At 63.9% G+C, this 25,916-nt stretch carries 23 protein-coding genes and 1 pseudogene; 6 read left to right on the top strand and 18 right to left on the bottom strand.

Going from position 1 to position 25,916, the window contains the following annotated elements; translation table 11 throughout:
- Positions 1–95 precede the first annotated feature (95 nt).
- The 5 genes from TEF_18845 to TEF_18825 all read right to left on the bottom strand — a co-directional run bounded on the left by TEF_18845 (position 96) and on the right by TEF_18825 (position 5,102).
- A complete protein-coding gene (locus tag TEF_18845) occupies positions 96–1,112 on the bottom strand; it encodes a hypothetical protein (protein ANK82624.1) in 1,017 nt (338 codons plus the stop codon).
- Between the two features lie 109 nt (positions 1,113–1,221).
- Positions 1,222–2,163, bottom strand: a complete 942-nt coding sequence (locus tag TEF_18840; protein ANK82623.1) for a hypothetical protein — start codon at positions 2,161–2,163, stop codon at positions 1,222–1,224.
- Between the two features lie 34 nt (positions 2,164–2,197).
- Positions 2,198–3,529: a C4-dicarboxylate ABC transporter gene (locus TEF_18835; GenBank protein ANK82622.1), complete on the bottom strand. Its 1,332-nt coding sequence runs from the start codon at positions 3,527–3,529 to the stop codon at positions 2,198–2,200.
- Between the two features lie 4 nt (positions 3,530–3,533).
- Positions 3,534–4,061: a hypothetical protein gene (locus TEF_18830; GenBank protein ANK83601.1), complete on the bottom strand. Its 528-nt coding sequence runs from the start codon at positions 4,059–4,061 to the stop codon at positions 3,534–3,536.
- 60 nt (positions 4,062–4,121) lie between these two features.
- Positions 4,122–5,102, bottom strand: coding sequence for a hypothetical protein (locus TEF_18825; GenBank protein ID ANK82621.1), 981 nt, complete (start codon positions 5,100–5,102; stop codon positions 4,122–4,124).
- A 269-nt stretch (positions 5,103–5,371) separates the two neighbouring features.
- Between TEF_18825 and TEF_18820 the strand changes: the two genes are divergently transcribed.
- Together TEF_18820 and TEF_18815 are read left to right on the top strand one after the other, a co-directional pair.
- The gene (locus TEF_18820; GenBank protein ANK82620.1) at positions 5,372–6,943 is read left to right on the top strand and encodes a hypothetical protein; all 1,572 of its coding nucleotides are present in this window, start codon (positions 5,372–5,374) and stop codon (positions 6,941–6,943) included.
- 30 nt (positions 6,944–6,973) lie between these two features.
- Positions 6,974–7,723 (top strand): hypothetical protein, encoded by a 750-nt coding sequence (locus tag TEF_18815; GenBank protein ID ANK82619.1) that lies wholly within the window; start codon positions 6,974–6,976, stop codon positions 7,721–7,723.
- Between the two features lie 17 nt (positions 7,724–7,740).
- On the opposite strand, the gene TEF_18810 is transcribed toward TEF_18815, so the two are convergent.
- Together TEF_18810 and TEF_18805 are read right to left on the bottom strand one after the other, a co-directional pair.
- Positions 7,741–8,667, bottom strand: a complete 927-nt coding sequence (locus TEF_18810) for a gluconolactonase (GenBank protein ID ANK82618.1) — start codon at positions 8,665–8,667, stop codon at positions 7,741–7,743.
- A 31-nt stretch (positions 8,668–8,698) separates the two neighbouring features.
- A complete protein-coding gene (locus TEF_18805; protein ID ANK82617.1) occupies positions 8,699–10,306 on the bottom strand; it encodes a hypothetical protein in 1,608 nt (535 codons plus the stop codon).
- Positions 10,307–10,459: 153 nt separating this feature from the next.
- Between TEF_18805 and TEF_18800 the strand changes: the two genes are divergently transcribed.
- Both TEF_18800 and TEF_18795 read left to right on the top strand, forming a co-directional pair.
- Positions 10,460–11,602, top strand: coding sequence for a hypothetical protein (locus TEF_18800; GenBank protein ID ANK82616.1), 1,143 nt, complete (start codon positions 10,460–10,462; stop codon positions 11,600–11,602).
- Position 11,603: 1 nt separating this feature from the next.
- On the top strand, positions 11,604–12,020 hold the full coding sequence (locus TEF_18795) for a hypothetical protein (GenBank protein ANK82615.1): 417 nt from the start codon (positions 11,604–11,606) through the stop codon (positions 12,018–12,020).
- A 13-nt stretch (positions 12,021–12,033) separates the two neighbouring features.
- Here TEF_18795 and TEF_18790 read toward each other — a convergent pair whose 3' ends face one another.
- Together TEF_18790 and TEF_18785 are read right to left on the bottom strand one after the other, a co-directional pair.
- Positions 12,034–13,131, bottom strand: a complete 1,098-nt coding sequence (locus TEF_18790; protein ID ANK82614.1) for a nucleoside-diphosphate sugar epimerase — start codon at positions 13,129–13,131, stop codon at positions 12,034–12,036.
- A 21-nt stretch (positions 13,132–13,152) separates the two neighbouring features.
- Positions 13,153–14,253: a nucleoside-diphosphate sugar epimerase gene (locus tag TEF_18785; GenBank protein ANK82613.1), complete on the bottom strand. Its 1,101-nt coding sequence runs from the start codon at positions 14,251–14,253 to the stop codon at positions 13,153–13,155.
- Positions 14,254–14,382: 129 nt separating this feature from the next.
- Between TEF_18785 and TEF_18780 the strand changes: the two genes are divergently transcribed.
- On the top strand, positions 14,383–15,903 hold the full coding sequence (locus TEF_18780; GenBank protein ANK82612.1) for a hypothetical protein: 1,521 nt from the start codon (positions 14,383–14,385) through the stop codon (positions 15,901–15,903).
- Positions 15,904–15,982: 79 nt separating this feature from the next.
- On the opposite strand, the gene TEF_18775 is transcribed toward TEF_18780, so the two are convergent.
- Together TEF_18775 and TEF_18770 are read right to left on the bottom strand one after the other, a co-directional pair.
- On the bottom strand, positions 15,983–16,207 hold the full coding sequence (locus tag TEF_18775) for a hypothetical protein (GenBank protein ANK82611.1): 225 nt from the start codon (positions 16,205–16,207) through the stop codon (positions 15,983–15,985).
- 148 nt (positions 16,208–16,355) lie between these two features.
- Positions 16,356–16,559, bottom strand: coding sequence for a transcriptional regulator (locus tag TEF_18770; GenBank protein ID ANK82610.1), 204 nt, complete (start codon positions 16,557–16,559; stop codon positions 16,356–16,358).
- 151 nt (positions 16,560–16,710) lie between these two features.
- Between TEF_18770 and TEF_18765 the strand changes: the two genes are divergently transcribed.
- Complete coding sequence (locus TEF_18765) at positions 16,711–17,619, top strand: hypothetical protein (protein ANK83600.1); 909 nt, start codon at positions 16,711–16,713, stop codon at positions 17,617–17,619.
- A 214-nt stretch (positions 17,620–17,833) separates the two neighbouring features.
- On the opposite strand, the gene TEF_18760 is transcribed toward TEF_18765, so the two are convergent.
- The 7 genes and pseudogenes from TEF_18760 to TEF_18730 form a co-directional block, all read right to left on the bottom strand.
- Positions 17,834–19,291, bottom strand: coding sequence for a terminase (locus tag TEF_18760; GenBank protein ID ANK82609.1), 1,458 nt, complete (start codon positions 19,289–19,291; stop codon positions 17,834–17,836).
- Positions 19,284–19,733: a hypothetical protein gene (locus TEF_18755; protein ID ANK82608.1), complete on the bottom strand. Its 450-nt coding sequence runs from the start codon at positions 19,731–19,733 to the stop codon at positions 19,284–19,286. Before TEF_18755 ends, TEF_18760 begins: the two co-directional genes overlap by 8 nt.
- A complete protein-coding gene (locus TEF_18750; GenBank protein ID ANK83599.1) occupies positions 19,730–21,070 on the bottom strand; it encodes a DNA methylase N-4 in 1,341 nt (446 codons plus the stop codon). The genes TEF_18755 and TEF_18750 overlap by 4 nt, the downstream gene beginning before the upstream one ends.
- A gap of 174 nt (positions 21,071–21,244) precedes the next feature.
- Complete coding sequence (locus TEF_18745) at positions 21,245–21,958, bottom strand: hypothetical protein (protein ID ANK82607.1); 714 nt, start codon at positions 21,956–21,958, stop codon at positions 21,245–21,247.
- 162 nt (positions 21,959–22,120) lie between these two features.
- Positions 22,121–22,831 (bottom strand): hypothetical protein, encoded by a 711-nt coding sequence (locus TEF_18740; GenBank protein ANK82606.1) that lies wholly within the window; start codon positions 22,829–22,831, stop codon positions 22,121–22,123.
- Positions 22,828–25,007 (bottom strand): annotated as a pseudogene (locus tag TEF_18735) (recombinase RecD). Before TEF_18735 ends, TEF_18740 begins: the two are co-directional and overlap by 4 nt.
- Positions 25,004–25,444, bottom strand: coding sequence for a hypothetical protein (locus TEF_18730; GenBank protein ID ANK82605.1), 441 nt, complete (start codon positions 25,442–25,444; stop codon positions 25,004–25,006). The pseudogene TEF_18735 and the gene TEF_18730 overlap by 4 nt, the downstream one beginning before the upstream one ends.
- Between the last annotated feature and the right edge of the window lie 472 nt (positions 25,445–25,916).

The following is a 25,916-nucleotide window of genomic DNA, read 5'->3' as shown; positions in this document are numbered from 1 at the left end:
GCGGGAGCATCACGCTGCGGCGGGCGGCGGCGACCACCTGCAGTTCGGCAGGGGGCATGCTCGAAGGGTGCCGTTGCTTGACCTGAAGAGGCCCGCTATTGGCTGCCGAGACTGCGTAGACGTGGCAGAACCGAATCGGCGAAAGCGCGCATGTGGTCGATGCGCTCCTCGTAGTCGCCGACCAGATCGAGCACGATGTGGCGAACACCGGCCTCATGGAATCCGTTGAGTTGGGCTGCAATGTCGTCGGCGGTACCGAGTGCGCAATACCGCTTCGCCGCCGCACGGAAATCCATGTCATAGCGGATCGACAGGGTCTCTGTCGCCTTGTTGAGCGCGGTCTCGTAGTCCTTGTCGAGCCGCGCGAAGACGAGATGAGCTGTGGTGAAGTGCGCCAGATGGCGCTCCGCTTCGTCGTAGGTGGTCTCGATCTTGCGCAGTCCGTCCCGGTACATCTCTGGGGTCACGACGTAGCTCATCCAACCCTCCGCCACGCGACCCGCCCGGTGCAAAGCCGCATCGGACCGGCCGCCACACCAGATGGGAGGGCCCCCAGACTGTAGCGGCGGTGGCTGCATCAGGATGTCGTCGAACTTGAAGTAGCGACCCTGGTGACTGACGCGTTCTCCGCGCCACAGTTTTCGCAGCACGTCGATCGACTCGGTCAGACGCGCGCCGCGTTCGCCTCTCGGCACTCCCGCGACGGCGTAGTCGGTTACAAACTCGCCGCCGACGCCCACCCCGAAAACGAAACGGCCGCTGGACAGCAGATCCAGTGTCGCGACTTGCTTGGCCACCGGTCCCGGATGCCTGAGCGGCAACAGGTAGACCGCCGTGCCGAGCGTGAGGCGATCACTGTATGTTGCTGCCTGCGCCAGTTGTATCAGCGGATCAAGCATGGGAAGTGCGAAGGCCAGATGGTCGCCCACCCAGAGCGAATCAAAACCAAGCGCGTCGACAAGCTCGACGAAAGTCCGGCCGTCTTCCACCGACGGCTGCCAGGCAGAAGTCGCCGGCTCGGTCCGACGGTACATCGACTGGATACCGAACTTCAGACCCTTTTCGAGGGGTAGTGGCATCTCTTTTCTCCAGTCCCACCCTTCACTGCGCATTCCGTCCGGGGCGCACCGATCGCACAATCGTACGACCGCCAGATGATGCGTGAGTAGCGGCCAACCAGACTCAGCTGCGGCCGTTCTGGAACCGCCTTCATTCGGTTGGTCATAGAATCGCTATGGCGTTCGCCGGTGATCCGACGCCTCCCGGCAGGTTCAGTGGGACGGCCCCAAACATAAACGTCCATCGGCCGGCCGCACGCAGCTCGGTAGTGAGGCGCGAAAAGTCGAGCATCTCCCCCAGGCAGAAGCCAAGCAGCGGTAGAATCCGCCGATGCAAAGATCCGACCTGCGGATCGCCCGGCATCATCTCCACCGCCGGGTTGTCGCAAGCGAGCGCAGCCACATGCCAATTCCACAGCAGCCGAGCCATCGCTTCGGAGCCCTCGAGACCGGGGAAGGACGGGGCGTGGGCGTAGCGCTCGCGCCCGGGATGATCCATTGCGCGATAGCCCTCGATCCAGCCGAAATGCAGGCACAGGATGTCCCCTGTTTCGATCCGGACGTTCTGGCCGGCGGCCGTGGCACGAAGATCGTCTGCGGTTATCGGGCGCGGCTCGAGCGGATCGAGCGGCTCCCCCAAGCCTTCGAAGTATCCCGCGATGTCCAGCAACACCCCGCGGCCAAACATGCCATGCTCGGCCCAACGTTCTATACCGAGGTGGCCGCCGCCGGCCTCCGGTGTCTCTGTCATGCCGCCGTAATATCCGAACTCCCGGGCCCGAACATGCCGCAGGCCGTCCCATTGACTCGAGGCCTGCGGATAGAACGAGTCCATGCGGTCGTCCAGGTTGTTGCGATCGATGGAAAAGACCTCGTGCTGCAGTCGCCTGCGGCCATAAAGGGGCGGGTCGGGCTCGGTCAGGGGCAGCGACAGATTGATTGTCTCACCGCGCTCGACAGTCTTGATTGCAGCAAGTACGCGATCAGGCGTGAGCAGATTGATCGTGCCAAGTTGATCGTCGCGACCGAACACGTCCCAAGCGTGACGCATGCCGATCCGCTCGATCAATGGCAGGGCATCGTAGTCGGGCAGATCATTTTCCATCGATGTACATCTCCCATCCGATCGTATCGACAGGTCATTCCAACGTTGATGGCAGATAAAGGGCAAGGTCGGGCCAAACGGTCAGCAATGCCAGCATGATCAGGACAATCACGCAAAACGGCGCCGTGCCCCAGATGACATCCGATAGCTTGCCCTTGGAGATGCTCTGAAGAACGAACAGGTTCAGTCCGAGCGGCGGCGTGATCAGCCCCAACTCGATGAGCAGCACCAGAGCGACGCCAAACCAAATGAGATCGATCCCGTACGCCATCAGCACCGGTTGCAAGAGTGGAATCGTAATTACGATCATCGCCAGGCTGTCCATGATGCAGCCCATGATGATGTAGAGGACGAACAGCGCGATCAGGAACTCCAGACGGCTGAGTTCCTGCCCGACCAACCAGGTTGCCGCCTCGCCGGGGAAACCTGACAGGTTGATGGCGTAGGAGAACAAGAACGCAGCGTAGACGATGAACAGGACCGCGCCGGTGATCTGGGCGCTTGAGACCAACGCCGGCCACAGCGAGCGAAAGCCGTGCGGGGACCAGATATATGCGATCACGGTCGCGCCCACGGCGCCAATGGCGCCAGCCTCGGTCGGCGTCGCCCACCCGAAGTAGAGCGAGCCGACAACGAAAGCGATAAGAATGGCGAAGGGCAAAAGATCGTTCGCGGCGCCGAGCATGCTGCCGCTGCCCATGTCGAGCTCCGCCGACTCGTCTTCAGGCTTGACGGTGGTTGTCTGCGCCGCAGCTGCCTCGCGCACCCACTGCGGACGGATCCATGCCAAAAGCGCCACATAGACCATGAACAGCAGCACCAGCACGATGCCGGGGATGACGCCGGCAATGAACAGCTTCGCAATCGAAGTCTGGGTGAAGGTGCCATAGATGATCATGGCGACACTTGGCGGAATCAGGATGCCGAGCGTGCCCCCGGCAGCCAGCGTGCCGAGTGCGAGCCGCTGATTGTAGCCACGCTCCTTCAGATGTGGCAGCGCCACCGCGCTTATCGCCGCAGCGGTCGCCACGCTGGAGCCGCTGATCGCCGCGAAGACGCCGCAGCCGGCGATGTTGGTCTGCAACAGGCCGCCCGGCAGATGACGCACGAGCGTGTACATCCCGCGATAGACTCGATGGCTGAGGCCGCTTTGCATGACGATCTCTGCCATGAGCACGAACAGCGGCACGGCCGTCAGCGAGAAATTGTCCATGCTGCCCCAGCTGATCAGGCCGAGGGCATTGAACGATATCAAGCCGCCCTGCATGTAGAGTGAGATCAGCGCGGCAATGCCGATGGCAAAAGGGATCGCGGTTCCGGCGATCAATAGCGCCAAGAATACACCAAAGAGGACGATCAGCGACATGTCGCTATCGCTCCCTGCGTGTCGCGTCGAGGGCTACAATGACCGTGTCGGCCAGGCGGGCAGCCAAAACGATCGCCAGCAGAGTTGCACCTACCGGCATCATGATCTGAGGAACGAACAACGGCGTCCCGAGGGCCGTCGCCTCGCGCACGTCCCTCTCGAACGAGCTGATCACGAACATGACGAGATGCCAGTCAATGATCAGCGTGAGCGTCAGGCTCAGCAGGTCAAAGACAAACTGCATCGCCCGCCGTACCGTATCGCTGACATTGCCGATCAGGAACTCAATGCGGAAGAGTCGTCCGTCGGCAGTGGCTACGGCGAAGCCCAGGAACGAGGCGCCGACGAAAAGATAACCCGAAACGTCGTGAGCGAATCCGAGCGAGTAAACGAAGGCCGAGCGCAGGAAGACTTCGATCGTTACGAGTATGACGATGGCGAGGATAAACGCTCCTGCTATCGCCCGTTGGGCTCTGAACAACGGCCGTAGTCGGCTTGTAAGCGGGCCGTGGACGGCGACATCGCCGTCCACGTCCGCTCCCGTGCCATGCACCGGCGAAGAGGCCATTGCTCCAAGCCCGCTATCAGAGGGTCAGCGTCCGATCGCTTCGCGTAGTTCAGAAAGCGCTTTCTGGGCCGTGGGGCCGGTAGCTTCGGCCCATTCTTCCCAGTAGGGCTTCATTGCCTCTGTCGCGCGCTGGAGTTCTTCGTCGGTGGGCACGGTGATGACCATGCCCTGTTTTTCGAGCTGCGCGGCGACCTTCTTCTCGTCGTCGACGAAGTCCTGAGTCACATCTGGTGCCGCGTCCTGCGTCGCGTTGAGCACGATCTCCTGATGCTCCTTCGACAGGGCCTCGAAGGCGTCCATGTTGACGATCAGCATCGCGGGGAACTCGGTGACGGGCATGCGGTAGTTGAAATCAAGCATGTCCGACCAGATCTTGCCGCCACCGGAGCTCGCGGTCAGCACCGTGTCTATCGTCCCTCGCTGCAGCGCCGAAGGCACATCAGCGGAGTTGACGGAGAAGCCGGCACCGCCGAACGCTTCGACGAAGGCCGACTGCTGGGGCGAGTCGGTTTCCACTTTCCGACCCTGGAAGTCGTCGAGGCTGTCAAACTCCTCGGTCGAAAATACCATCTGCGCCGGCCAGTAATAGGGTGCCAATAGCAGGATGCCCTGCTCCGCATAGGCTTCGCGAATGTAGGGGACAGCGATCTCGCGCGCCTTCTGGAAATCTTCCTCGCTCTGCAATAGCAGCGGCAGCTTGAGCAGGCCGATGAGCGGAATATTGCCAGCGGCGAAACCGTCGTCGCCGAACTGGACGATGTTGTCGCCGACCGCCTGGGAGATGTTGGTGTGCTTGATGGGAAGTTGGCCGCCCAGCTTGAGGCTGATCTTCAGTTCGCCGCCAGTCTTCTTCTCGATCTCGGTGAAGAGCTCTCGCATCGCGGGGACGTTCACCAGCGTCTCGCTTGGCGAGAATGTGTAGGCAGTCCAGTTTGTCTCCGCCGAAGCGCTTGTTGCTGCGAACGCAAGGCCAAAGGCGGCCGCGGTGATGATCCGTCGCATCAAATTTCCTCCCACTGTTGACGTTATCTGCCTGCTCGTGGGCGTCAGTACGGTCGCTTCGCATCAATGCGACGCGTTTCCCCGAACAGTTCGATTCAATTGGCCGCTAAAGGAACCTCAGCCTGGAACCGGCGGCGCTTTTCAAAATTATCGATTATCGATAAATTAGTGTCAATGTGTTTGAGTCTGCGGGCGCAGCGAGCCCAGAAGGGGAGTGAGAATTGATGTTGGTGAAAGGGCGAGAGATCCCTTGGAATACGGTCCCGGAGCTGTTGCGCGACAAGGCCGAGCGCTTCGGAGACGCGTTTTTCTGCGAGATATATGGCCGCCGATTGAGCTACGCCGAACTCGACCGGCTTTCGCAGGCTGTCGCGTGCGGCTTGGTCGCCCATGACATCAAGAAGGGCGGCTGTGTCGCCAGCTACATGTACAACTGCGCAGAGCAGCTGTTCGGCTGGTTCGCTGCGGGCCGGGTGGGTGCCATATGGGCGCCCCTAAATGCGGCGCTGAGCGGCGATGACCTTGCCTATGCGGTGCGTGATGCTGGCGCCACATTGCTTGTCGTCGAGGACGAGACCTGGGATCGTATTGCTGCCATCCGGGAGAAGCTGCCCGAAAACCTTGTTCTGGTTGGTGTCGGTGAATGCGGCAAGGTCAATGGCGTCGTGCCTTTCGAGGAATTGATCCTGGAGGGCGGCGCGTTGCCCGAAACCGACATAGGTCCCGGCGATCCGGCGATGATCATTTACACGGGCGGTACCACGGGGCTGCCCAAGGGCGTGGTGCTGCCACACTTCGCCCACGTCTGTGCTGGTCTGCGATATGGCGAGGTGCTCGAGGCCCGGGCGGGAGAACGTCACTATTCGACATTGCCGCTGTTCCATGCCGGCGGCGTCCAGCTCGGCATCGTTGGCCCGCTGTTCAATGACATGACCGTTGTCATGGATCGCCGCTTCAGCGGCTCGGGCTATTGGCAGCGCGTGATCGAGGTTGACGCCGACGTGATCGACCCGATCGGCACGATGATGACCGTGCTGGCGCAGCAGGAGGAGACGCCTGGCGAACGAGATCACCATGTTCGGATTACCACGGGCGTCAGCGGCCAACTTCCCGAATCGGTGCCGGCGCGCTTCGCCGAGCGCTTTGGCATCGACATCGTTGATATCTACGGATTGACCGAGGCTGGGGGTGGCATGCTGACGAGCAACCGGCTCGGATATCAGGTACCCGATTCCGTGGGGCGGCCGCATGGTTGGTGCGAAGTCGCAGTCGTCGACGCACTTGACCAGTCGCAGCCGGCAGACGTCTCGGGCGAAATCGTCATGCGGCCGACCGTGCCCTTCAGCTTCATGCTGGGCTACCACAACAACGCGATCCTGACGGTTGAGGTCATGCGGAACCAGTGGCTGCACACTGGTGACATCGGACGCCTCGACTCAGCGGGCAATTTGTTCTTCGAAGGCCGCCAGGTGCACTGGCTGCGTCGGCGCGGCGAGAACATCTCCGCCTACGAGGTCGAGAATATTCTGAGCCAGCATCCAGCAGTCGAGGAGGTCATCGTCGTTGGCGTCCCCTCTGAACTCGGGGAGGAGGAGGTCAAGGCCTATGTGATGGCCAGAGCCGAGGCACCTGATCCCGTCGATCTCGTAGAATGGTGCGGGACACGCATGGCCGCATTCAAGATTCCGCGATTCATCGAGTTCGTCGACGATTTTCCGCGTTCGGCGACCAAGCGGGAAGTCGAGCGGGGAAAGGTAAAGGACTGGGGGAACGCGAACGCCTGGGATCGCGACCGTGTCATGGGCCGGCTTAGCTCACAGGCGCAGGCCAAGAGCGGCGCCTGACAGGCTTCGCCTTGGCGAAACAATCTGCTAATGACCGCGTTCATTTCGCTTCGGCAGGGAACGGCTACGGAGTCGCGTATGGCAGATACAAACAGGTCCAGTTTCAAATTGGAGCGGGCGGGACCACGAACGCTGGCGGAATCCATAGCGGCCACCCTGCGCGATCGTATCCTGGCGCGTGATGTCGCGCCGGGAGAGCCACTGCTGCAGGGCCGGTTGGCGACCGAGTTCAGCGTTAGTCAGGCGCCGGTCCGCGATGCGCTACGCGTCCTCGCCGCGGAAGGGCTGGTGACACTGGAGTCTCATCGCCGAGCCGTCGTTTCGCGCATGAGCCCCGACGAACTGGACGAGATGTACTGCATTGTCGCTTCCCTGGAACAGAGTGCAGCGCGTCGGGTGGTCCCGACCCTGGATGCCGGGACGCTCGCGGATATGCGTCGGAATTTTTCGGTGATGGCGGAAAACAAGCATGACCCGATCGTCTGGTACCGGGCCAACGAAGCGTTCCACCGCGCGCTGCTTGCCGCCTCCGGGTGGTCGCGGATGCTGGAAATCTGCGATCACTGTCGCGGCAATATCGGGCGCTACGTCACCAATCCCGCGATATTCTTCGATTATGTTGCACGCTGGACGCAGCGGAATGGCGCTCTGCTCGAAGCCTGTGAGCGCGGCGACGCCGATGCGGCCGTCGCCGCGCTCGCCACAATGCACACAATCTCGATCAGTGAGATCCGCGAGAACATGGTGACTCAGTCCATCCCGCGTCGTGAGGCTGTCTGAGGGAGTTGAGAGACCGCCTACATGTGCGAGTACATTGGCTTGCCGGGTACCGGCAGGTCGGCGACCAGCACGGTCCCAGTCTCCGATTCGGTGATGAAAAGCTGTTTGTTGTCAGGGCCGCCATAGGCGACGTTGGTAGGCAGTTTGCCTGCGCATGAAACCAGGCGTGCGATAGGTACGGCGTGAGGGTCGAACAGCCAGACCTGGCCGTTGCCCGGATGAGCAATGGCAAGGTTATCTTCGATGTCGAGAGCCAGCCCGTCCGGCCCGATACCAGCCATCAGGTAGGTGAACACACCGACCTTGACGGCCTTGCCGTCCAGGAAGGGCACCCGCCAGACGGCATTCATCTGCGTGACTGCGACATGCAGTGTTGTCTCGGCGAGATTCATCACCAGTCCATTGGGGCTTGGCACTTTGTCCAGGACGACCTCGAGACGACCCGCAGGCGTATAGCGCATCACTCGTCCGGCCCAGTCCTGCAAGCCTGTCATCTGACCCTGATCGGTGAAATAGCAGTCGCCGTTCTCGGCGAAGAACAGATCATTGACGCCTTTGTAGCCGTGGATCAGATCGGCTGGCAGAAACGGTGTCACCTTGCCGTTGACGGGATCGATCTCGACCAGTCCGTTCTGCTGGTCTGTGACGATGATGCGGCCATCACGGTGGATCTTCAGGCCGTTGGGCTGGCCGTCATAATCGGCGACCACGCTCCACTCCGCGTCGGGTGAGACGCGGAAAATGCGCCCGTGGGCAAGATCGACGAGATAAAGATTGCCATCGCGGTCGAAGGAGGGGCCTTCAAGGAACGAACCCATGCGTGCGGTACGTCCCAACACCCGGCCCAACTGATCGAGCCAGCGAGACGGCCGCTCCTCGGCCTGCAACTCCTCGGGGACCCGGGCAAAGACTCTGGTCTCGATATCGGGTGGTGGCGGTAGCATGGTCTGACCTCCTGTGGGTGGATGGCTGCCCTCAGCTGCCAGGGAAAAGGCGGCTGAACTCGTCCGCATACTCGCTCTGCAGTTGGCGCTTGAGCACCTTCTCCAGATGATTGCGCGGGAACGGAGTGCGCCGGACAACGACAGCGCCGAGCCTCTGGTACTTCCCGAGCTGGGCATTGGCCCAGGCACGCAGATCCTCCGCGTCCAGAACGATGCCGGGGGCCGGGATGACCAGGGCGACTGGTGTTTCGCCCCACTTCGCGTGCGGCGCTGCCACCACGGCCACGTCGTCGACCGACCTGTGCTCTCGCAGAACGTCCTCGAGATCTGAGGCGAAGACGTTGAAACCGCCGGTGACGATCATGTCCCGCTTGCGGTCGAGGACGTAGACGCAACCGTCGGCGTCGAGGCGGCCAACGTCGCCGGTGCGGATGAAGATCCGTCCACGATGGTCGCGCCAGATGATATCGGCGTTCGCTTCGGGACGGTTGAGGTAGCCCTTCATCATCGTCGTGCCCCGCACCACCAGCTCGCCGCGCTCACTCTGCGGCAGCTCGTGGCCGTCGTCATCAATGACACGGAACTCCGCGCCGAAAATCGGACGGCCGACTGATTCAATCTTCTCGGGCAGCTCGTTCGGGTACTGTACGGTGCTGCCGCATTCAGTGGTTCCGTACATCTCGTGCAGTCGGTCGGGCAGCCGTTGCGACGCCTGCTCTTTTAACGCGCGTGAGAACTTCGAGCCGCCGACGACAACGCAGCTGAGCTTGGAGAGATCGAAGCGCTCGAGATCCGGGACGTCCATCAGCGCCTTGACCTGCGTCGGAACAAGCAGCGTGTGGGTGACTCCCTCCGCCTCCATGGTTTCGAGGGTGTGGTTGGCGTCGAACTTGGGCAGCAGCACGAGACGCCCGCCGGCGAGCAGCGTCGGGATCAGGTTGACCCAGGTCGCGTTGGTAGCCGGCGGTGTTGTGAGGAGCATCGTTGAGCCGCGCGTGATCTGGTAGCGGTAGCCCCAGCCCAGCGCATTGAACAGCCGCGACTCGTGGGTATGCACGATGCCCTTGGGCAGCCCCGTGGTGCCCGACGAGTAGATGACGTTGAACTCGTCCTCCGGCGCCGGCCATGTCATCAGGTCGCTCGCGTCGCCGCAGCGGAGTATCGACTCCAGCGAATGAAAGCCCTCGGCCTCGCCGCGATCAACCAGTGTCAGGGGCCTGCCGATGCCGCGGGACGCAGCGAGTTCCCGGGCGGTCTCGAGGTGCGTCGGGCTGGCGGCGATGGCGCGTACCTCGGCGTCGTTGATCAGGCGCGCCAGCACGTCGCGTGTCTGCATCGGCGACAACGGGACAACGCTGATCGCGGCCTTGAGGGCCGCGAGTACAAGCTCGACGAATGGAACGCCGCTGTCGACCAGCAGCGCCAGCCGGTCGCCGCGCCGCATGCCGGCTTCCTGCAGATGTCGTGCGAGCGCGTTCGTGCGCGTGTGCAGTTCGTTCCACGTGACACGCTCGTCGAGCGACTGCACCGCCGTTGCATTGTGCATCGCCAGCGCATTGGCGTCCGTATAGGTGCAGACCGTGACCGGCTCGCGCTCGATCCACATTTCGAAGTCCTCCCCGATCGCCCGTTCCCGCATCCGGTACTCCAGCCCACGCGGGATTGGGCCCGTCCTTGACCCGTGCTACCGTACGCCGCATTCTATCGATTATCGATAATGCAACAAAGCCTTGTGCACGAATGGCGGCCCGTCGGCCGCCCGAACGCAGGCGGAGGAGGCGGCCCCATGAATATGCAGAGCGGCAAGGTAGCGATCGTCGGGGTCGGTGAGACACCCTTCATGCGGGCCAGCCCGAAGTCGCCGCTGGAGATGGTCGTCGAGGCCGCGCACAACGCGCTCGCCGACGCTGGACTGACGCCGCGCGACATCGACGGGCTGGTCGGCGTCTACAATCTGACTATCGACGAGGTTGCCGAGGCGCTCGGCGTCGAAAATATTGGCTTCATGTCGCGCAATGAGGCCGCCGCTGGCGCGTCGGCCGTGGGCGGACTCCTGCTGGCCCAGCTCGCTATCGAGGCGGGGCTGGCGACAACCGTCCTTGTGCCGTCTTCGATGAAGTCGTCGCGGCCGGGTGGCCCCTACGAATTCCACAAGCATGACCCCGACAAGGCCGACTACGAGATGCCGGTCGGCTACTACGGTCAGGCCGTGTACTTCGCTGCCATGGCGCAGCGCTACGTCCACGAACATGGAATGACCGAGCGTGAGCTGAGCGCTGTCGCGCGCTCCAGCCGCCAATGGGCATTGCTTAACGATAAGGCACAGAAGAAAAAGCCCCTCGACTTCGAGGGCTATCTCCAGAGCCAGATGATTGCAACGCCGCTGCGCGCCGCGGATTGTTGCCTGATTACGGATGGCGCCTGCGCGTACATCGTCACGAGTGTCGAACGTGCCCGCGACCTGCCGCAGCCGCCGGTGGTCGCCGCCGGGATTGGCATGGGCTTCCACAGAAAGCCGATGTCGGCCGTGCTGAGTCAGTCCGAGGACCTGCTCGACTTCCCGACCAAGCAGGCGGTGGAGCGTGCTTATGGCATGGCTGACGCGGCACCGAAGGACATGAAGTTTGCCCAGATATACGACTGCTTCTCGATTGCCTGCATCAACCAGGCTGAGCGCATCGGCCTGACCGAGCGCGGAGAGGGGGCCCGGCTCTTCGATTCCGGGGCCACCGCGCCCGGCGGCCGCATCCCGATCAACACCAGTGGCGGTCACATGGCGCACGCCTACGTCCCCGGTGGTGTGTTGATGGTCGAGGCGGTACGTCAGCTTCGCGGCGTTCGTGGTGAGGGCCAGGTGCCGGGCGCTGACATGGGCATCGTCTCGGGCTACGGCGCCGGCGCACATGCCGTCGCAATCCTGCGGAAGGACCATTGAGATGGGCGTTCCCCACCAGGCGCCCCGCTATATCAGTGAGGGCGGTGAGTATTTTTACGAATGCCTTTCGCGCGGTGAACTGCACTTGCCGACCTGCGGTGCCTGTGGCGCCCGTATCTGGTATCCGAAGCCGGTGGCGCCATGCCATCCGGGTGCGGAGGTGGAGTGGCGGCGCGCCTCCGATTTCGGGCGCGTTTACAGCTTCACTACCGTCTACCACAGCTTTCTGCCCGACGGCGACCCGTCAGATCTGCCCTACACAGTGATGCTGGTCGAGCCAGAAGATGCGCCGGGCGTGCGCATTCCAAGCCTGTTCGTCGACGCGGACGGGGGCGAGCCACAGATCGGAATTCGCGTCCGACTCCAGCCGGTGCGAGCGGACGGCTACTACGTGGCCGCCTACGCCCCGGCGGTCTAGGCGTTTCGGGAGGTCAGCCGCCCGGCGGCGGCAAGAGGCCATGCATCTGGAAGGTCCGGAACCAGCCACACATCATCGCCTCGGTGTCCATCGCCTCGTGGAATCCGGCCTGGCGGATCTTCACCGTGGAGACGAGCGGTGTAAAACCATCTTCGTCGCGATCGTAGCCCAGGATGTAGTCGGCGAAATGGAGCGACTGACCGACGAAGTCCGCCAGGGCTGGCGCTTTCAGGTCGTGGCGCGCCCGGATCCGGTCCCAAGCCGCAGCCTGCGGCGGTATTGTCTTCGCAAGCGACGTGCGCCGCGGCTCGCCTATCCCCGTGCCGAGGCTCTCGGCGATCGCCGGCCAGAGGTTCTCCCAGACGAAGACGTCGCCGTTGGTGATGTTGAAGACCTCGTTCGCCGCCGCGTCACTCTCGCCGGCCCAGTCGATGGCTCGCGCCAGCAAGCCGGAATCCGTCGCCTCCCATACGGCGGTCGCACCGCCCGGGTAACTGAACAGCTGGCCGGATTCGCGCGCCAGCGCGGCATATACACCGAGGGCGGCAATCAGGTTCATGGCGCTGCCAACAGACTCGCCGAAGATGAGCTGCGGGCGAAAGATCGTCCACGACCAGGGCTGACCCTGCTGGCGCTCGCGCAGGTAGTCCTCCTGCACCCAGTAGAAGCTGTGCTGGTCGTGCGCTTCCGAACGTCCCTCCCGCGCTGGCACGGGGAAGCGCCGCACGTGGATGCCGTAGGCCTTTGTGCCCTGCAGCAGGGTCACGTGCCGAAGGTGCCGGGCGGCGCGGAGCAGCGGCTCCATCAGGTTGACGAGCATCTGCCCGTTAGTCTCGGTGTGGTCGCGCTCGAGGCGACCGGCGACGAGGCCCGGCTTTTCGTACACGGCGGCGTAGACGACGTGGGTGACATCAGCCAGCGCGGCAGCGGCCTCGGCGCATCGCGCGGGGTCGGACAAGTCAATCGACACGAAGCGAGCCCCGTTGATGGCCGGCGGCGACCGACGCGAGATGACAGTGACGTCCGTTTCCGGCTGGGCGGTGAAATGCTTGAGTGCCGCGTAGCCGACCAGCCCGGAGGCGCCCGCGATCAGAACATGTCGGCGTGCCATGGCGGAGTCCTCGTCGGAGCTCTAGTTGTCTGTGGCTGGCGGCAGCAGCCGGTGTTTCTGGAAGGTGCGGAACCAGCCACACATCATCTCCTCGGTGTGCATGGCCTCATGGAAGCCGGCTTGGCGAAGTTTGACTGTCGACACCAGCGGTGCGTGGCCGCCTCGCTTGAGGTAGTAACCCAGATTGCTGTCCGCGAAATACAGCGACTCACCGATGAATTCGTTGAGCGGAGGCGCTTGCAGATCGTATTTCCGTCGAATCCGATCCCATGTTCCGGCTTGAGGCGGCACCGTCTCTGCCAGCGAGGTTCGCCGCGGTTCGCCCACCTCCATGCCGAGGGTCTCGGCGATTGCCGGCCACAAATTCTCCCAGACGAAGACGTCGCCATTGGTGATGTTGAAGACCTCGTTTGCCGCCTCCGCGTTCTCGCCCGCCCAGTCGATCGCCCGTGCCAGCAGGCCGGAGTCGGTGGCCTCAAGCACTATCGGCGGGCCGCCCGGAAAGCGGAGCGGTTGGTCGGCCTCGCGGAGCAGTGCCGCGTAGACACCGATGGCCGCGATTCCGTTCATGGCGCTGCCGATCGACTCGCCGAAGATCACCTGCGGCCGGAAAATTGTCCAAGACCAGGGCTGCCCCTCCTGGCGCTCGCGGATGTAGTCCTCCTGGAGCCAGTAGAAGTTGTCGATGTCGCGCGCCTCCGTGCGTCCCTCTCGGGCTGGGATCGGGAAGCGTCGGACATGTGCCCCGTAGGCTTTCGTTCCCTGCAGCAGCACGACGTGACGCAGTGCATTGTTACGCGCCAACAGCGGTTCCATCAGATTGCGCAGCATGCGCGCGTTGGTCTCGATGTGGTCCCGCTCCCGCCAGCCGTCGAGCAGCCCTGGCTTCTCGTAGACGGCGGCATAGACAACGTGGGTGACGTCGGCCAAATCGGCCGCGGTGGTGGCGCAACTCCCGGCGTCGAACAGGTCAAGGGCGATGAAGCGTGCGCCGTGCAGTTCGGGCGGTTGTCGCCGCGAGACAACGATCACCTCCGCGTCGGGCCGGGCCGTGAAATGCTTGATGGCCGCATAGCCCACCAGCCCGGATGCTCCTGCTATCAGAATCTTGCGCCGCGCCATGTCGCCCTCGCCGTAGGCGCCGGCCCTTCCTGGCCGGCCATCGCAACCTCGCATCGGCGGGCGGGGCGTGTCTAGCATGCCCCCCGCGGCCCGAGCCCGATTTCACCAGCCTGACGGAGTCGTGAGCCCATGACCGAAACGCAATCCCTTGATCCCGCCACCCCGGTCCTAGTGGGCTGGGCTGCCGTCAGCCAGCGTGAGGACGACGCAACGACTGCGCGCGAGCCGATTGACCTCATGATTGACGCGACACGCGCCGCCGCGCGCCGCGCCGCCAGCGAACGGGTGCTGGCGACGATTGAGTGCATCTACACGCCTAGGGGCCGCTGGTCGTATGCGAACCCCGGCGGCGAGATCGGACGCGCGGTTGGCGCACCGCATGCACGCACCGTGCTGTCGACGGTCGGTGTCCTGCAGCAGACTCTGATCGGTGATGCCTGCCGCAGAATCCGCGACGGCGAACTGGGGACAGCGCTTGTCGTCGGCGGCGAGGCCGGCTATCGGCTGCTGCGCGCGCGCATCGCCGACGTCGAGATTGAAGACCGCCAGCAGCGCGATGAGCCGGGCGCCGTCTGGTCGCCAGAACAGGAACTGCGCCATCCGGCGGAACTCCGTGTGGGCCTGCAGATGCCGATTGGCATCTACTGTATGGCGCACAGCGCCTTTCGGGCTCAACTTGGCCGCTCGGTCGCCGAGCATCGGCACGCTATAGCCGAGCTGTGGAGCGGCTTCAGCGAGGTCGCCGCCGCGAATCCTGACGCCTGGAACCGGCAGACCTACATGCCTGAGGAGGTAGAGATTCCCTCTGAACGGAATCCGATGCAGGCGTTTCCATATACGCGGCGCATGTGCTCGAGCTGGAGCGTCGATCAGGCTGGTGCGCTGATTTTCTGTTCCATCGCCAGGGCGCGCGAGCTCGGCATTCCCGAAAGCAGTTGGATCTATCCAATCTCCAGTACGGAATCCAACTACATGGCTCAGGCGTCGACGCGCACTGAGCTGTGGCGAGTCCCGGGCGCAGCCATCGCGGGAAGAGAGGCGGTGTCTGGTGCGGGCCTCAATATCGAGGACATTGACCTGTTTGATCTCTACAGCGCATTTCCCGCCGCCGTCGAACTCTATGGGTCGGAACTAGGCGTTCCCGTGGGAAGACCGCTTACCGTTACGGGTGGAATGAGCTTCGCCGGCGGACCCTACAATAATTACACACTGCAGGCGGTGTGCCGCATGGCCGATCTTCTTCAAGCCTCGCAGCGCGTCCCCTCTGGCGGTGGAGCAGGTCGGCAAGCGCCCCGTCTCGGGCTCATCTCCAACGCCTCGGGCGTCCTTACGAAGCAGGCATTCGGAATTTGGAGCGATCGCCCGGCTGAAGGTTTCTACTGGGCAGATGTGACTGAGGCCGTGAAGCGGGAGTCTCGCACGCGTGCGGTCACCATGGAGTACGAAGGCGAGGCGCGCGTAGACGGCGAGACGGTTCTTTATACCAAGGGCAAGCCGGACAAGGCAGTAGTTATCGCTACAGCGCCGGACGGCAAAGGTGTGGTCGCGGAGAGCGCCGACCCTCTTGCGATTGAGCGTATAGAGGCCTCTGGTGTGTGCGGAAATCGCGTGCGTGTCAGCGCAGGCCAGTTCTTCGACTTCGAGACTTGACCCGTATGAGATAGGCGCGGCGTTGGTCAGATTTGTTCGGTTCGGACGGAATGTGGTTCATTCGTGCCACCTCAGGGCGCTAGCCGCCGCCATTCCGCTCCCGGTCGGTGATCACCGCGATGGCGCGCGCCAGATCACCCAGGTTGCCGGCCTCGGCCTGCAGCCGCTCGGCGGCGCGGCGTAACTCGGCCGCCCCGGCTGCCGACCCGTTCTGGCCGTCCACGGCGACGTCATGGGCATCCTCGGCGATCTCCGTCGCCAGGGCGAAAAGGTGGCGGACAAGGTCGAGGCGGTCGGCGTCCATGGCGCAGCTCCCGGGCCGGTGATCCCGGCGCCCATGGACGCTTGCCGTGGCGGTGAAGTCCAGTCCCCCTCACGGGCCGGCGGTGGCTGCACGAGCCCGTGCTGACGGCCCGGGCCGCGGCAGCCTCGCCTTCGGCCCATTGCGCCGTTCAGTCCAGCAGCTCCCCGGCCTTGACGCCCAGGGCCGTCGCCAGCTTCTCGACGACCGTGATCGTGGGGTTGCGGGCGCCGCGCTCGATGTCGCTGATGTAGGTGCGGTGGATACCGGCCTCGAAGGCGAACTGCTCCTGCGACCAGCCCTGGGCCCGTCGAATGCGCCTGATGTTGTGACCGAGACGTGAGCGAATATCCACGCACAGGATGTCAGGCCGATGCAGATTATCGGTCTACAGACGATCGGTGACATTCGACTTGACTTGGCCGCCGCGCCTGGGCGGAAGTCGGTGAGACTTATCGTCGACAGGAGGCGGCAGCTTGACCCCGAAGACGTTCGAACCGACGGCAGTGCGCTACATCAAGCTCGGTAGCGGGGGTGCGTGGGCCGAAGCGGCGATCCGGGATGGCGTCATCCCCTTCGGGTTTCCGGAGGCGGCCCACGACGCCTGCGCCCGGGGCGACTGGGACGCCGTTGCCCGGCAGCTGGCCGAGGCCGGGCGCGGCCGGCAGGCGATCGCCGAGGACCTCCGCGAGCTCCGCGCCTTCTACGAGGCCGACCCGCAGACCCTGTGGGTCACCTTCGCCGATGGCCATCTCTGGTGGGCCTTTGCCGACGGCCCGCCCCGGCCGGCCGATGACCCGTCGCCGGGGACGCCAACACGCTACCGGATGGCGCGCGGGGGCTGGCGCCGCGACAGCCTGACGGGCGAGCCCCTCTTCGTGCGGACGCTGAGCTCGGTCCTGACGAAGACGGCGAACTACCGCCGGACCGTCTGCGATGTCCCGGCGGCGGCCTATCTTCTGCGCCGCATCCGCGGCGAGCCCAACCCGGTTCACGAGGAGGCCGTGGCGGTCAAGGCGCGGATGCAGGATATTGCCCGCCGCATGATCGCGGAGCTGCACTGGGCCGAGTTCGAGACCCTGGTCGACCTGATGTTCGCCCGCGGCGGCTGGCGGCGGACGAGCACCCTCGGCAAGACCATGCCCGACGTCGATCTCATCCTCGATCAGCCCGTGACCGGCGAGCGCGCCTGGGTGCAGGTCAAGTCCAGGGCGACGCAGAGCGCGCTGGACGACTACCTGGGCCGCTTCGAGCGTGACGGCAGCTGCGAGCGGTTCTTCTTCGTCTGCCACAGCCCCGCCGGTGCCCTCGTCCTGGAGGCTGGTCCCGGCCGGCACCTGTGGGCCGCCGCCGAGGTGGCGGAGCGGGCGATCGACGTCGGCCTCTTCGACTGGCTGGTGGAACGGACCCGGTAGCCGAGAGGGCCCCTGGAGGGGCATCCGGGCCGCCTGGACGGGCGCCTGCGAGGGCGGCCGGTCAACGGCCTCGGCGATCCACCTGGCGCCCCTGTGTGCCCATGAGGGTGGGCGACATGGCCCCGAGCCCCCCTTGCATGCCGTGAGTCGCCGGCGCCGGACCCCGGCGGTGGCGCCGGCACGGGTGCGGATGCGGATGCGGATGCGGCTTGCGTCAGTCATCGTATTCGAACGGCGGCAGGATATTCTCAATTCGATCGCCGCCGGGGCTGCCGATGTCGATCGGGGGCTCCCAATACCGCTGCCATTTGAGGAACTGAGACAGGCTGTCGACCTGGTCGTCATTGCGTCCGTGAGGGAAGGCCAGAACCTCGTGAAGGAAGTCCGCCAGCCATGGCGCCTTCTCCGGCAGGAACACGTCGCCGGCCTCAAGCCGCTGGCTCTGCGCCACCATGCGGACGACCTTGTCGCCCTCGGGGGCAATGCCGATCAGGCTGGGGAAGCTGTCGGGGGCACCTTGTTGCAGATCCTGGACCAGGCTCAGCCCCAGCCCGGCTTTCTCGACCAGCACCACATTGGCCTGGTGGTCCATCGCATGCCCGATCACCCGCTTGCGCAGAGCGGGGAATTCGAGCCGCCCGCGCCAGACGTCGACAAGATGGAGCCTGCGGCCGTCGACCAGCCAGGTCGTGCAAACGGAGTAGTCGGCCCGTTCGCCGATCGCCCCCGCGATGTCCCAGCTCTGGACCACGGTCATGTTCTCGCTCCTCACGGGTGCCGTGTCGTAGCGCCGGAACCAGTCGCGACGGACGAGATTGCCCTCCAGGGGCACCGGCCGCTGCTGGTACTGGGCCGAGAAGGCGAGACTGCCCAGTTCGCCGCGCATTCGCTCGATGGTCTCCCGGGGCTCCCGGTCGGGGTGGAGGAGGTCGCCCTTCCGCCGATAGTGGATGTCCCCCGGCTTCGGCCCGATGCGGATCTGCTCGTCCTCGATGGCGATGGCCGGCAGGTCGAGGTGACGCCAATTGCCGGCTTCGAGGACGTAGCCTGCGAGATCTTCCTCGTGGAGGCGCTGCATCACCAGAATGATCGCGCCTTTTCGCTTGTCGTTCAGGCGGGTCGAGAGGGTCTCGGCGAACCAGTTGTTGACCTTGCGCCGGGCGGACTCGGACTGCGCGTCCGACGCCTTCATGGGATCGTCGATGATGATGATGTCGGCGCCCCGGCCGGTCAGCGTGCCGCCGACGGACGTGGCCAGGCGCCCGCCGCCCCTCGTCGTCACATACTCCGTCGCGGTTGACCGCGACAGCTTCATGGCCGGGAACAGGCGGCGGTACCAGTCGCTGTCCACCACCAGGCGGAACTGGCGGGCGAGTTCCTCCGAGAGCTCGTTGCTGTAGCTGACGCAGATGAACCGCATGGCCGGGTTATGACCGAGGGCCCAGGCGACGAAGGCGACGGAGGTGGAAATCGACTTCAGCGACCGCGGCGGCTGGGTGATCACCAACCGGCCGCCATCGTTCTCCAGGCATTGCCCGAGCTCATAGGTGATTGCCCTGATGTGCCAGTTGGCCTTGAATTCTGTTCCGGGCGAGAGGGTGGTGAAGCATTTCTGGATGAATGCATTCAGGTCCGTTCGGAGAAGCGCGTCCAGGAGGCGGCGGTCATTCATCCTCGTCCTCCTGGCCGGACTTCTCCGGTCCCCCGTCCTGATCCTCTGTCGTTGCATCGTCCGGTGCCTTCGCCTGCCCGGAGGCCAGGTACTGCTTGAGGATCGCCTGGTCCTCGTCGGGGAGCGCCGGGTCACTGTCATGTGCCGGCGCCTCCCCGTTGTAGCGGGCGGCCAGATCGAGCAGCAGCTGGCTTGCCCGGTTTTCTCCTTTCAAAGCTTTTTCAAGCAGTCGGTAAAGCATCGCCTGCTGTGAGGTGAGCGTCCGGGCTTTTCCCCTGACCTTGACTTCGACGGTCATGGCCAGGACCTCGCGCAAATCCGTTCCGAAGTTCCGGTGGCCCTTTGGCCGGCCCTTCGGGTTGCCGGACTGGCCGGGCTTGAAGCGCGAGTGTTTCGGCGGGTGCCCGTAGCCGACCTTGTCTTCGTTTTCGTCCTCGCTCATTTGCCGGCCTCCTCTGCCTGGTCGGCCCGGCGCTCATCCGCCAGTCGCTCCTCCGCCAGTTCGTCGAAGGACCGCCCGGTCTCCGCGTGCGTGATCTCCGCGCCGAAGGCCTTTCGGCACCGCCGGATGGTGACGTTGACATAGGCGGGGTCGAGTTCCATCGCGACGCACCGCCGGCCCGTGCGCTCGGCCGCCACGAGCGTGGTGCCCGCGCCGGCAAAGGGATCGAGGACGAGGTCGCCGCGGTTCGAGCAATCGAGGATAGCGTCGGCGACCAGCCCGACGGGCTTGACGGTGGGGTGCATGGCGAGCGCCTCGTCGCGGCCGGCGCCGAAGCTGTTGGCGCCGGCATAGTCCCAGACATTGGTCCGGTAGCGGCCATGGGTGCCGAGATCGACATTGTTGATGTGCGATGCCGTGCCCGCCTTGAAGACGGCGACCAGTTCGTGCTTGGAGCGATAGAGCGTGCCCATGCCGCCATTGGCCTTGTTCCAGACGCAGAGGTTCTTGAGCTCGCGGTAGACGTCGCGCCCCGCGGTCAGCAGGGCGTGGATATGGCGCCAGTCCATGCAGACGAAGTGGATGGCGCCATCGCTGCTGACCCGGGCCGCGTTACCGAGGGTGGTCCGGAGGAAAGTGACGAAGTCGGCTTCCGCCATCTCGCCGCTCGCCATCGCGAACTCGCGGTGGTGATGACGGCCGAGGCCGGAGACGTGTCCGCCGATCGCGACATTGTAGGGCGGGTCGGTAAAGCAGAGCGCCGCCGTCTCACCGTCGAGCAGCCGCCCGTAGGCAGCCGGGTCACGGGCATCGCCGCAGAGCAGGCGATGCTTGCCGACCAGCCAGAGATCGCCCGGGCGCGTGACGGCCGGTGTATCGGCGCCCGCCTCCGGGATCTCGTCGTCGCCGTCGAGGGCGGGGCCGTCCTCGCCCTCCTGGAGAACCAGGTCGATCTCGCCCATCTCGAAGCCGGTCAAGGTCAGGTCGATCCCGGTGTCGAGCAGGCTCTCGATCTCAAGGGCAAGCAACTCTTCGTCCCAGCCCGCGTTCTCCCCGATCCGGTTGTCGGCTATCGCCAGCGCCGTCTTCTGTGCCTCGCTGAGCCCGGCAAGCCGAATCACCGGTACACTGGCCATCTGCAGCAGCCGGGCCGCCTCGAGACGCCCGTGCCCGGCAATGACCCGGCTGTCCTCGTCGACCAGGATCGGGTTGCAGAACCCGAACTCCCGGATGCTTGCCGCGATCTGCCCGACCTGCTTCGCCGAATGTGTCTTCGGGTTGCGCGGGTTCGGCCTCAGTTCGCCGATCGCCACATCCTGGATTTCAAGCGGACCCAGCCGGCGTTCGATGGCCTGCGTGCAAACGGCGGAGCGAGGAGAGCGGGTTTTGCGATGATATCGCTTCGACATAGCCAATTTCCTTCATCATGGGCGTGATGAAGAAGGCCGTAGCCGCTATTCGGATAAAGATAAAAGACGAAGAATCAAACCACAAAGTAGATGGCTTGCGTTTTACACAACCCTCGGCCGACCGGGCTTTTTGCGGCCATTAAAGATGGCCTCATCCAGAGTGAGCGCATGAAGCTTTACCGGCCCTTTGGGCGGTTCCAGCAGCAGCAATTCCTGCGGGACCGTCCACATGTTTGCCGGCAGGAATGGTTTGTTGGGCTTTCGCCCGGACTGAGTTGCCTGTCCCCACTGCCGAAGGATTTCCGCCGTGGTCAGAAAACGTCGGAAGTCATCAACGGCCGGGCCCTGGTTCTCGAAATCGACGCGAAAGCCGCCCTCACGCATCCAGAGGGCGCCCCAGAAATGAAGCACAGGCCGGAACTGCTTGACGCAATTGAGCAGCGTTGTCTTGTCCTTCGGAAAGTCGGGATCCTTTGCATGCTCCTCGACCAGGTCAGCGGCCAAGTTCCAGGATGCTCTTTGAGGCTCCGAACCGTGAAGCGCGAAAAGCATCCAGAGTGTCGCGCCGGCGGCTGTGCCGCGCCGCCATCGCGTCGGCAGATCGTCGAGTCCGACGTTGATCGCACTATGCTTTCCGGACAACCCCTCGCGCCAAATCTCCCCAACCCGTCCCGGATAGGCTGAGATCGCTGCCGCTGTGATCTGGCTTGCGCAATCCGCGGCGCGCCTGGTTTCATCCGGCCGCTTGTCCGGATAGAGCATCCTACCGAGGAGTACGTTGAAACCATCCGGGCGGTTGATATTCAGCAAAGGCATGATCGGACTCCGACGAATGCGCGGCGGACATCAGGAATTCGCCGCGGGTGACAAATTGGAAAGACTGCGTCGGGCCAGCCTTTCCACCGAAGAAAAGTAGATCACATAAGTCGCTGTTTTGCCAGTCTGGGAGGTGAACAGGCCGCTGTTTCGATCGGCCGTTCACACATGACGATGCCCGCCGTCGATATCGAGTGCCAGCGCGACCTTCCACAGCGGTGTCTTGAGAAACAGCGCCTCCTCGGTGCGGTACCGGGTTGCGCTCTCTTCCTTCTTCAGAAGACCCGCCCAGCAGAGCGGCCTCAGGACCTCGACGTAGAGCCGGCCCATCATCTTGTCGTAGCCAGAACCGGGCTCGCCATAGAACACGCGGCGAAGATCCGCGCCCGTGGCGCCATCCTCGGTCTCGACGTTCAGCACGTTGAGAAAGATGTCCCAGTTGCCAAGGATCGGCTCATCTTCGAACCGCGATAAGCTGGCATGGTTCACCCGGAAGACGAAGAACGGGACGACGGTGCCGAAGATCTGACCGGGGTGGCCGACCAGCGCCTGACCCGATCTGGTCAGCCTGAACTGGCCTTTGTAGTGCCGGCCGAGCTTCATCAAATTCATCAGTCCGTGCAGCAACTCGAGCGGCGGGAAGTCGATCTCGTTCAGGACCTTGTTGATCGCGTAGAGATCGGCCTCGGTATAGCCCGGCCAGTCGAACTCGCCCGCCGCCCACTCAACGAATTTGCGATTGAAGGCCCTCGACGGCGTCAGGCCGATGCCGCCATGTTCGGCGATGTAGTCGCAGGTCTTTACGAGTCCTCGAACCATCGGCGAATGGCAAAGCGCCGGGTGATCATCTGGTATCGTCTTGAACTCGATCACGCGCTACACTCTTCAACCAGCCATTCGTCCAGCTTCGACCACACTCGCCGGCCGGACACGTTCTTCACCGCGATGGCCACGGCCTTCCGCTGGCCGACAAGCACGACGAGCTGCTTGCCGCGGGTGATCCCCGTGTAGAGCAGATTACGCTGCAACATCGCGTAATGCTGGGTCAGCAGCGGGATGACGACCGCGGGATACTCCGACCCCTGGCTCTTGTGGATCGTCGCGGCATAGGCTGGCACCAGCGTGTCGAGCTCGCCGAAGACATAGCTGACCGCACGGCCATCGAAATCGACGACCAACTCGCCTTCGTCTGCGTTCAGCCCGTCCACGTAGCCGATGTCGCCGTTGTAGACCTCCTTGTCGTAGTCGTTCTGGATCTGCATGACCTTGTCGTCGGGTGCGAATGTCCAACCGAAGCGTTCGATCCTGTTGTCGCCGGAGGGATTGAGTGCGGCCTGCAGTTCGACGTTCAGCGAGCGGGCGCCGACACCGCCGCGGTTCATCGGACAGAGCACCTGAATGTCCCGGATGGGATCCAGCCCGAAGCGCTTCGGGATCCGGAACTTCACCAATTCCAGGATGCGCGCGACGGCCTGCTCCGGATCTTCGGCGGCGACGAAGTAGAAATCGCTCTCGCCGACTGGTCGGGTGAGGTCCGGTATCTGACCCTGGTTTATCCGGTGCGCGCTCGTGATGATCTTGCTGCGGGCCGCCTGGCGGAACACCTCCGTCAGCCGCATGACCGGAATTTTCCCCGAGCCGATGATGTCGGCCAGGACCTGACCCGGCCCCACGGATGGCAGCTGGTCGATATCGCCGACGATCAGAAGGGCGGCGCTATCCGGAACCGCCTTCAGCAGCGATTGCATCAGCGAGACATCGACCATCGAACTTTCATCGACAACCAGCAGATCGCATTCCAGCGGGTTGTCCTCGTTGCGCTTGAAGCCGAAGGACTTCGGGTCGATCTCCAGCAGGCGATGGATGGTCCGGGCATCCATGCCGGTGGCCTCTTTCATCCGCTTTGCGGCCCGCCCGGTCGGTGCGCAGAGCAGGAGCCGCACCGCCTTTGCGCTCAGGATCTGCAGGATCGAGTTGACGATCGTGGTCTTGCCGACGCCCGGGCCACCGGTGATCACCATCACCTTCGAGCGAAGGGCGAGGCGGATGGCCTCGGCCTGGCTCTGCGCAAGGGTGAGACCCGTCTTCATTTCGATCCACGGCAGCGCCTTCTCGGCATCGAGTTCCGGCCATGGCATGGACCCGGCGTTCAGGCAGCGGAGCCGATCAGCGATGGCGCGCTCCGCGTGATAAAGCCCGCTCAGAAAGACACACGCCGTCCCTGCAACCGTATCGGCCGTGATCGTGCCTTGGGTCATTTCCAGATCGATCGCGGTCTGGATCAGCGTGTCCGGCACCTCCAGCAGCTTGAAGGCCAGCGGGACCAGTTCGTCCATCGGCAGGCCGCAATGGCCGTCACTCATCGCCTCGGTCAGCGCGTAGGAGATTCCGGCCCGCACGCGGATCATCGCGGTCTTCTCGATCCCGAGCTTCTCCGCGATCATGTCCGCGGTCCGGAACCCGATACCGCGGATATCTCTGGCCAGACGATAAGGGTTCTCGCTCATGACCTGGACCGCATCCGTGCCATAGGTCTTGAAGATGCGTACCGCTCGGGCGGTCCCGACACCATGGCTGTGCAGAAACACCATGATCTCCCGGATGACCTTCTGTCCGCCCAGGCCGAGGTGATCCTGTCGGCCCGCTTCGGCCCGATGCCTTCGATTTCCCTGAGCCGCTCGGGCGCCGCCTCGATGATGTCGAAGACGTCCTTGCCGAATTGGTTGACCATCCGCTTGGCGTAGACCGGTCCGATGCCTCGGATCATGCCGGAGCCGAGGTATTTCTCGATGCCTTCGAGCGACGATGGCGCCGAGGTCTTCAGGAACCGCGCCTTGAACTGCGGACCGTGGATGCGGTCGTTGACCCATTCGCCGGACGCGGTCACCCATTCGCCGGCCGAGATCGACGCCGCGTGGCCGACCGTCGTGATCAGGTCGCGGTGACCGCGTGCCTTCACCCGCAGAACGCAAAAACCGCTCTCGAGGCTGTGGAACGTGACACGCTCGACGAGGCCGGCGAGCACTTCTCGGGTGCCGTACGTGGTCACCGACCGACCTGAGGCCGCTCGGCGACGACCTCGGCCTCGCTGGTCTCACCGTGGATTGCGGTTCGGATCACCGTGTCGGTGATTTCGGCCAGGTATACGGTGAGCGCCTCGTTGAGTTGCTGGTATTCGGGCAACAGCACCTCATCGACGAAGCTCGAGGGTGCCCGCACGACGATGCTCTGCCGTTGCATGCGACGGTAGCGGTACGGCCGGAGGCCGTAGCGCCGGCAAAGCGCACAGAAAAGTTGACGCGACCATGGGTCGGGCAGGCTGAACCTGATCTCGGCGGCTTTCTCCCGACGTTCCGTCTGCTTGAGCCGGGCCCGGATACGGTCCGCTGCCGCATCGGCCGCGGCCTTCTCGCCGGGGGTCGTGGCACCCGCGAAGAGCGCCTCGATCTTCTCCAGCTTTTCGAGCAGTTCGGTTTCGCTGGCCACCAGTATGTCCCCCGTCGTTCTGGCGATCCTATCGATCTTCCGGGTTTGCGACCATCGCCGGCGCACACGCCCTCAGCGCAATGGAAGGTCGGCCAGGAGGCTGTCAGATAAAATTTGATCGGCCGAGGCGGCCGCTGAGGGCGACAAGTTTCGGTGACGTCCCCGGACGTGGTGTAGCTGGGTAGCGCGGTGGTCATCGGCGCTTACCGGAGTTCCCTGATCGGCGTTTCAAGTTCCCTGTTCGGCTCAAAAAATTCCCTGTTCCAGTGCGTAGGGAATTCTACACCTAACACCCTGTAATGGCTGGATAAATGGACGTCCAGCAGTCCCCGATTCCCTGTAAATTCGACAAAATTCCCTGTTTTTCCGGCCTTATCAGGGAATTCGATGCAAGAGACTGGCTGGGTCGGGACTGCCGACACCACCATCCGGTCTCCCGCGAACCCATGTCCACACTGCGTCCCGGCGGAGA

It is taken from the genome of Rhizobiales bacterium NRL2, from assembly GCA_001664005.1.
Classification (GTDB): domain Bacteria; phylum Pseudomonadota; class Alphaproteobacteria; order Minwuiales; family Minwuiaceae; genus Minwuia.
This window is presented reverse-complemented; position numbering and strand designations above follow the sequence as displayed.

Bases quoted from the DNA above. Each gene is read 5' to 3' on its own strand.
- TEF_18845 (ANK82624.1), bottom strand. From the start codon at position 1,112: ATGCGCAGTGAAGGGTGGGACTGGAGAAAAGAGATGCCACTACCCCTC.
- TEF_18840 (ANK82623.1), bottom strand. From the start codon at position 2,163: ATGGAAAATGATCTGCCCGACTACGATGCCCTGCCATTGATCGAGCGG.
- TEF_18835 (ANK82622.1), bottom strand. From the start codon at position 3,529: ATGTCGCTGATCGTCCTCTTTGGTGTATTCTTGGCGCTATTGATCGCC.
- TEF_18815 (ANK82619.1), top strand. From the start codon at position 6,974: ATGACCGCGTTCATTTCGCTTCGGCAGGGAACGGCTACGGAGTCGCGT.
- TEF_18810 (ANK82618.1), bottom strand. From the start codon at position 8,667: ATGCTACCGCCACCACCCGATATCGAGACCAGAGTCTTTGCCCGGGTC.
- TEF_18805 (ANK82617.1), bottom strand. From the start codon at position 10,306: ATGCGGGAACGGGCGATCGGGGAGGACTTCGAAATGTGGATCGAGCGC.
- TEF_18800 (ANK82616.1), top strand. From the start codon at position 10,460: ATGCAGAGCGGCAAGGTAGCGATCGTCGGGGTCGGTGAGACACCCTTC.
- TEF_18795 (ANK82615.1), top strand. From the start codon at position 11,604: ATGGGCGTTCCCCACCAGGCGCCCCGCTATATCAGTGAGGGCGGTGAG.
- TEF_18790 (ANK82614.1), bottom strand. From the start codon at position 13,131: ATGGCACGCCGACATGTTCTGATCGCGGGCGCCTCCGGGCTGGTCGGC.
- TEF_18785 (ANK82613.1), bottom strand. From the start codon at position 14,253: ATGGCGCGGCGCAAGATTCTGATAGCAGGAGCATCCGGGCTGGTGGGC.
- TEF_18780 (ANK82612.1), top strand. From the start codon at position 14,383: ATGACCGAAACGCAATCCCTTGATCCCGCCACCCCGGTCCTAGTGGGC.
- TEF_18775 (ANK82611.1), bottom strand. From the start codon at position 16,207: ATGGACGCCGACCGCCTCGACCTTGTCCGCCACCTTTTCGCCCTGGCG.
- TEF_18760 (ANK82609.1), bottom strand. From the start codon at position 19,291: ATGAATGACCGCCGCCTCCTGGACGCGCTTCTCCGAACGGACCTGAAT.
- TEF_18755 (ANK82608.1), bottom strand. From the start codon at position 19,733: ATGAGCGAGGACGAAAACGAAGACAAGGTCGGCTACGGGCACCCGCCG.
- TEF_18745 (ANK82607.1), bottom strand. From the start codon at position 21,958: ATGCCTTTGCTGAATATCAACCGCCCGGATGGTTTCAACGTACTCCTC.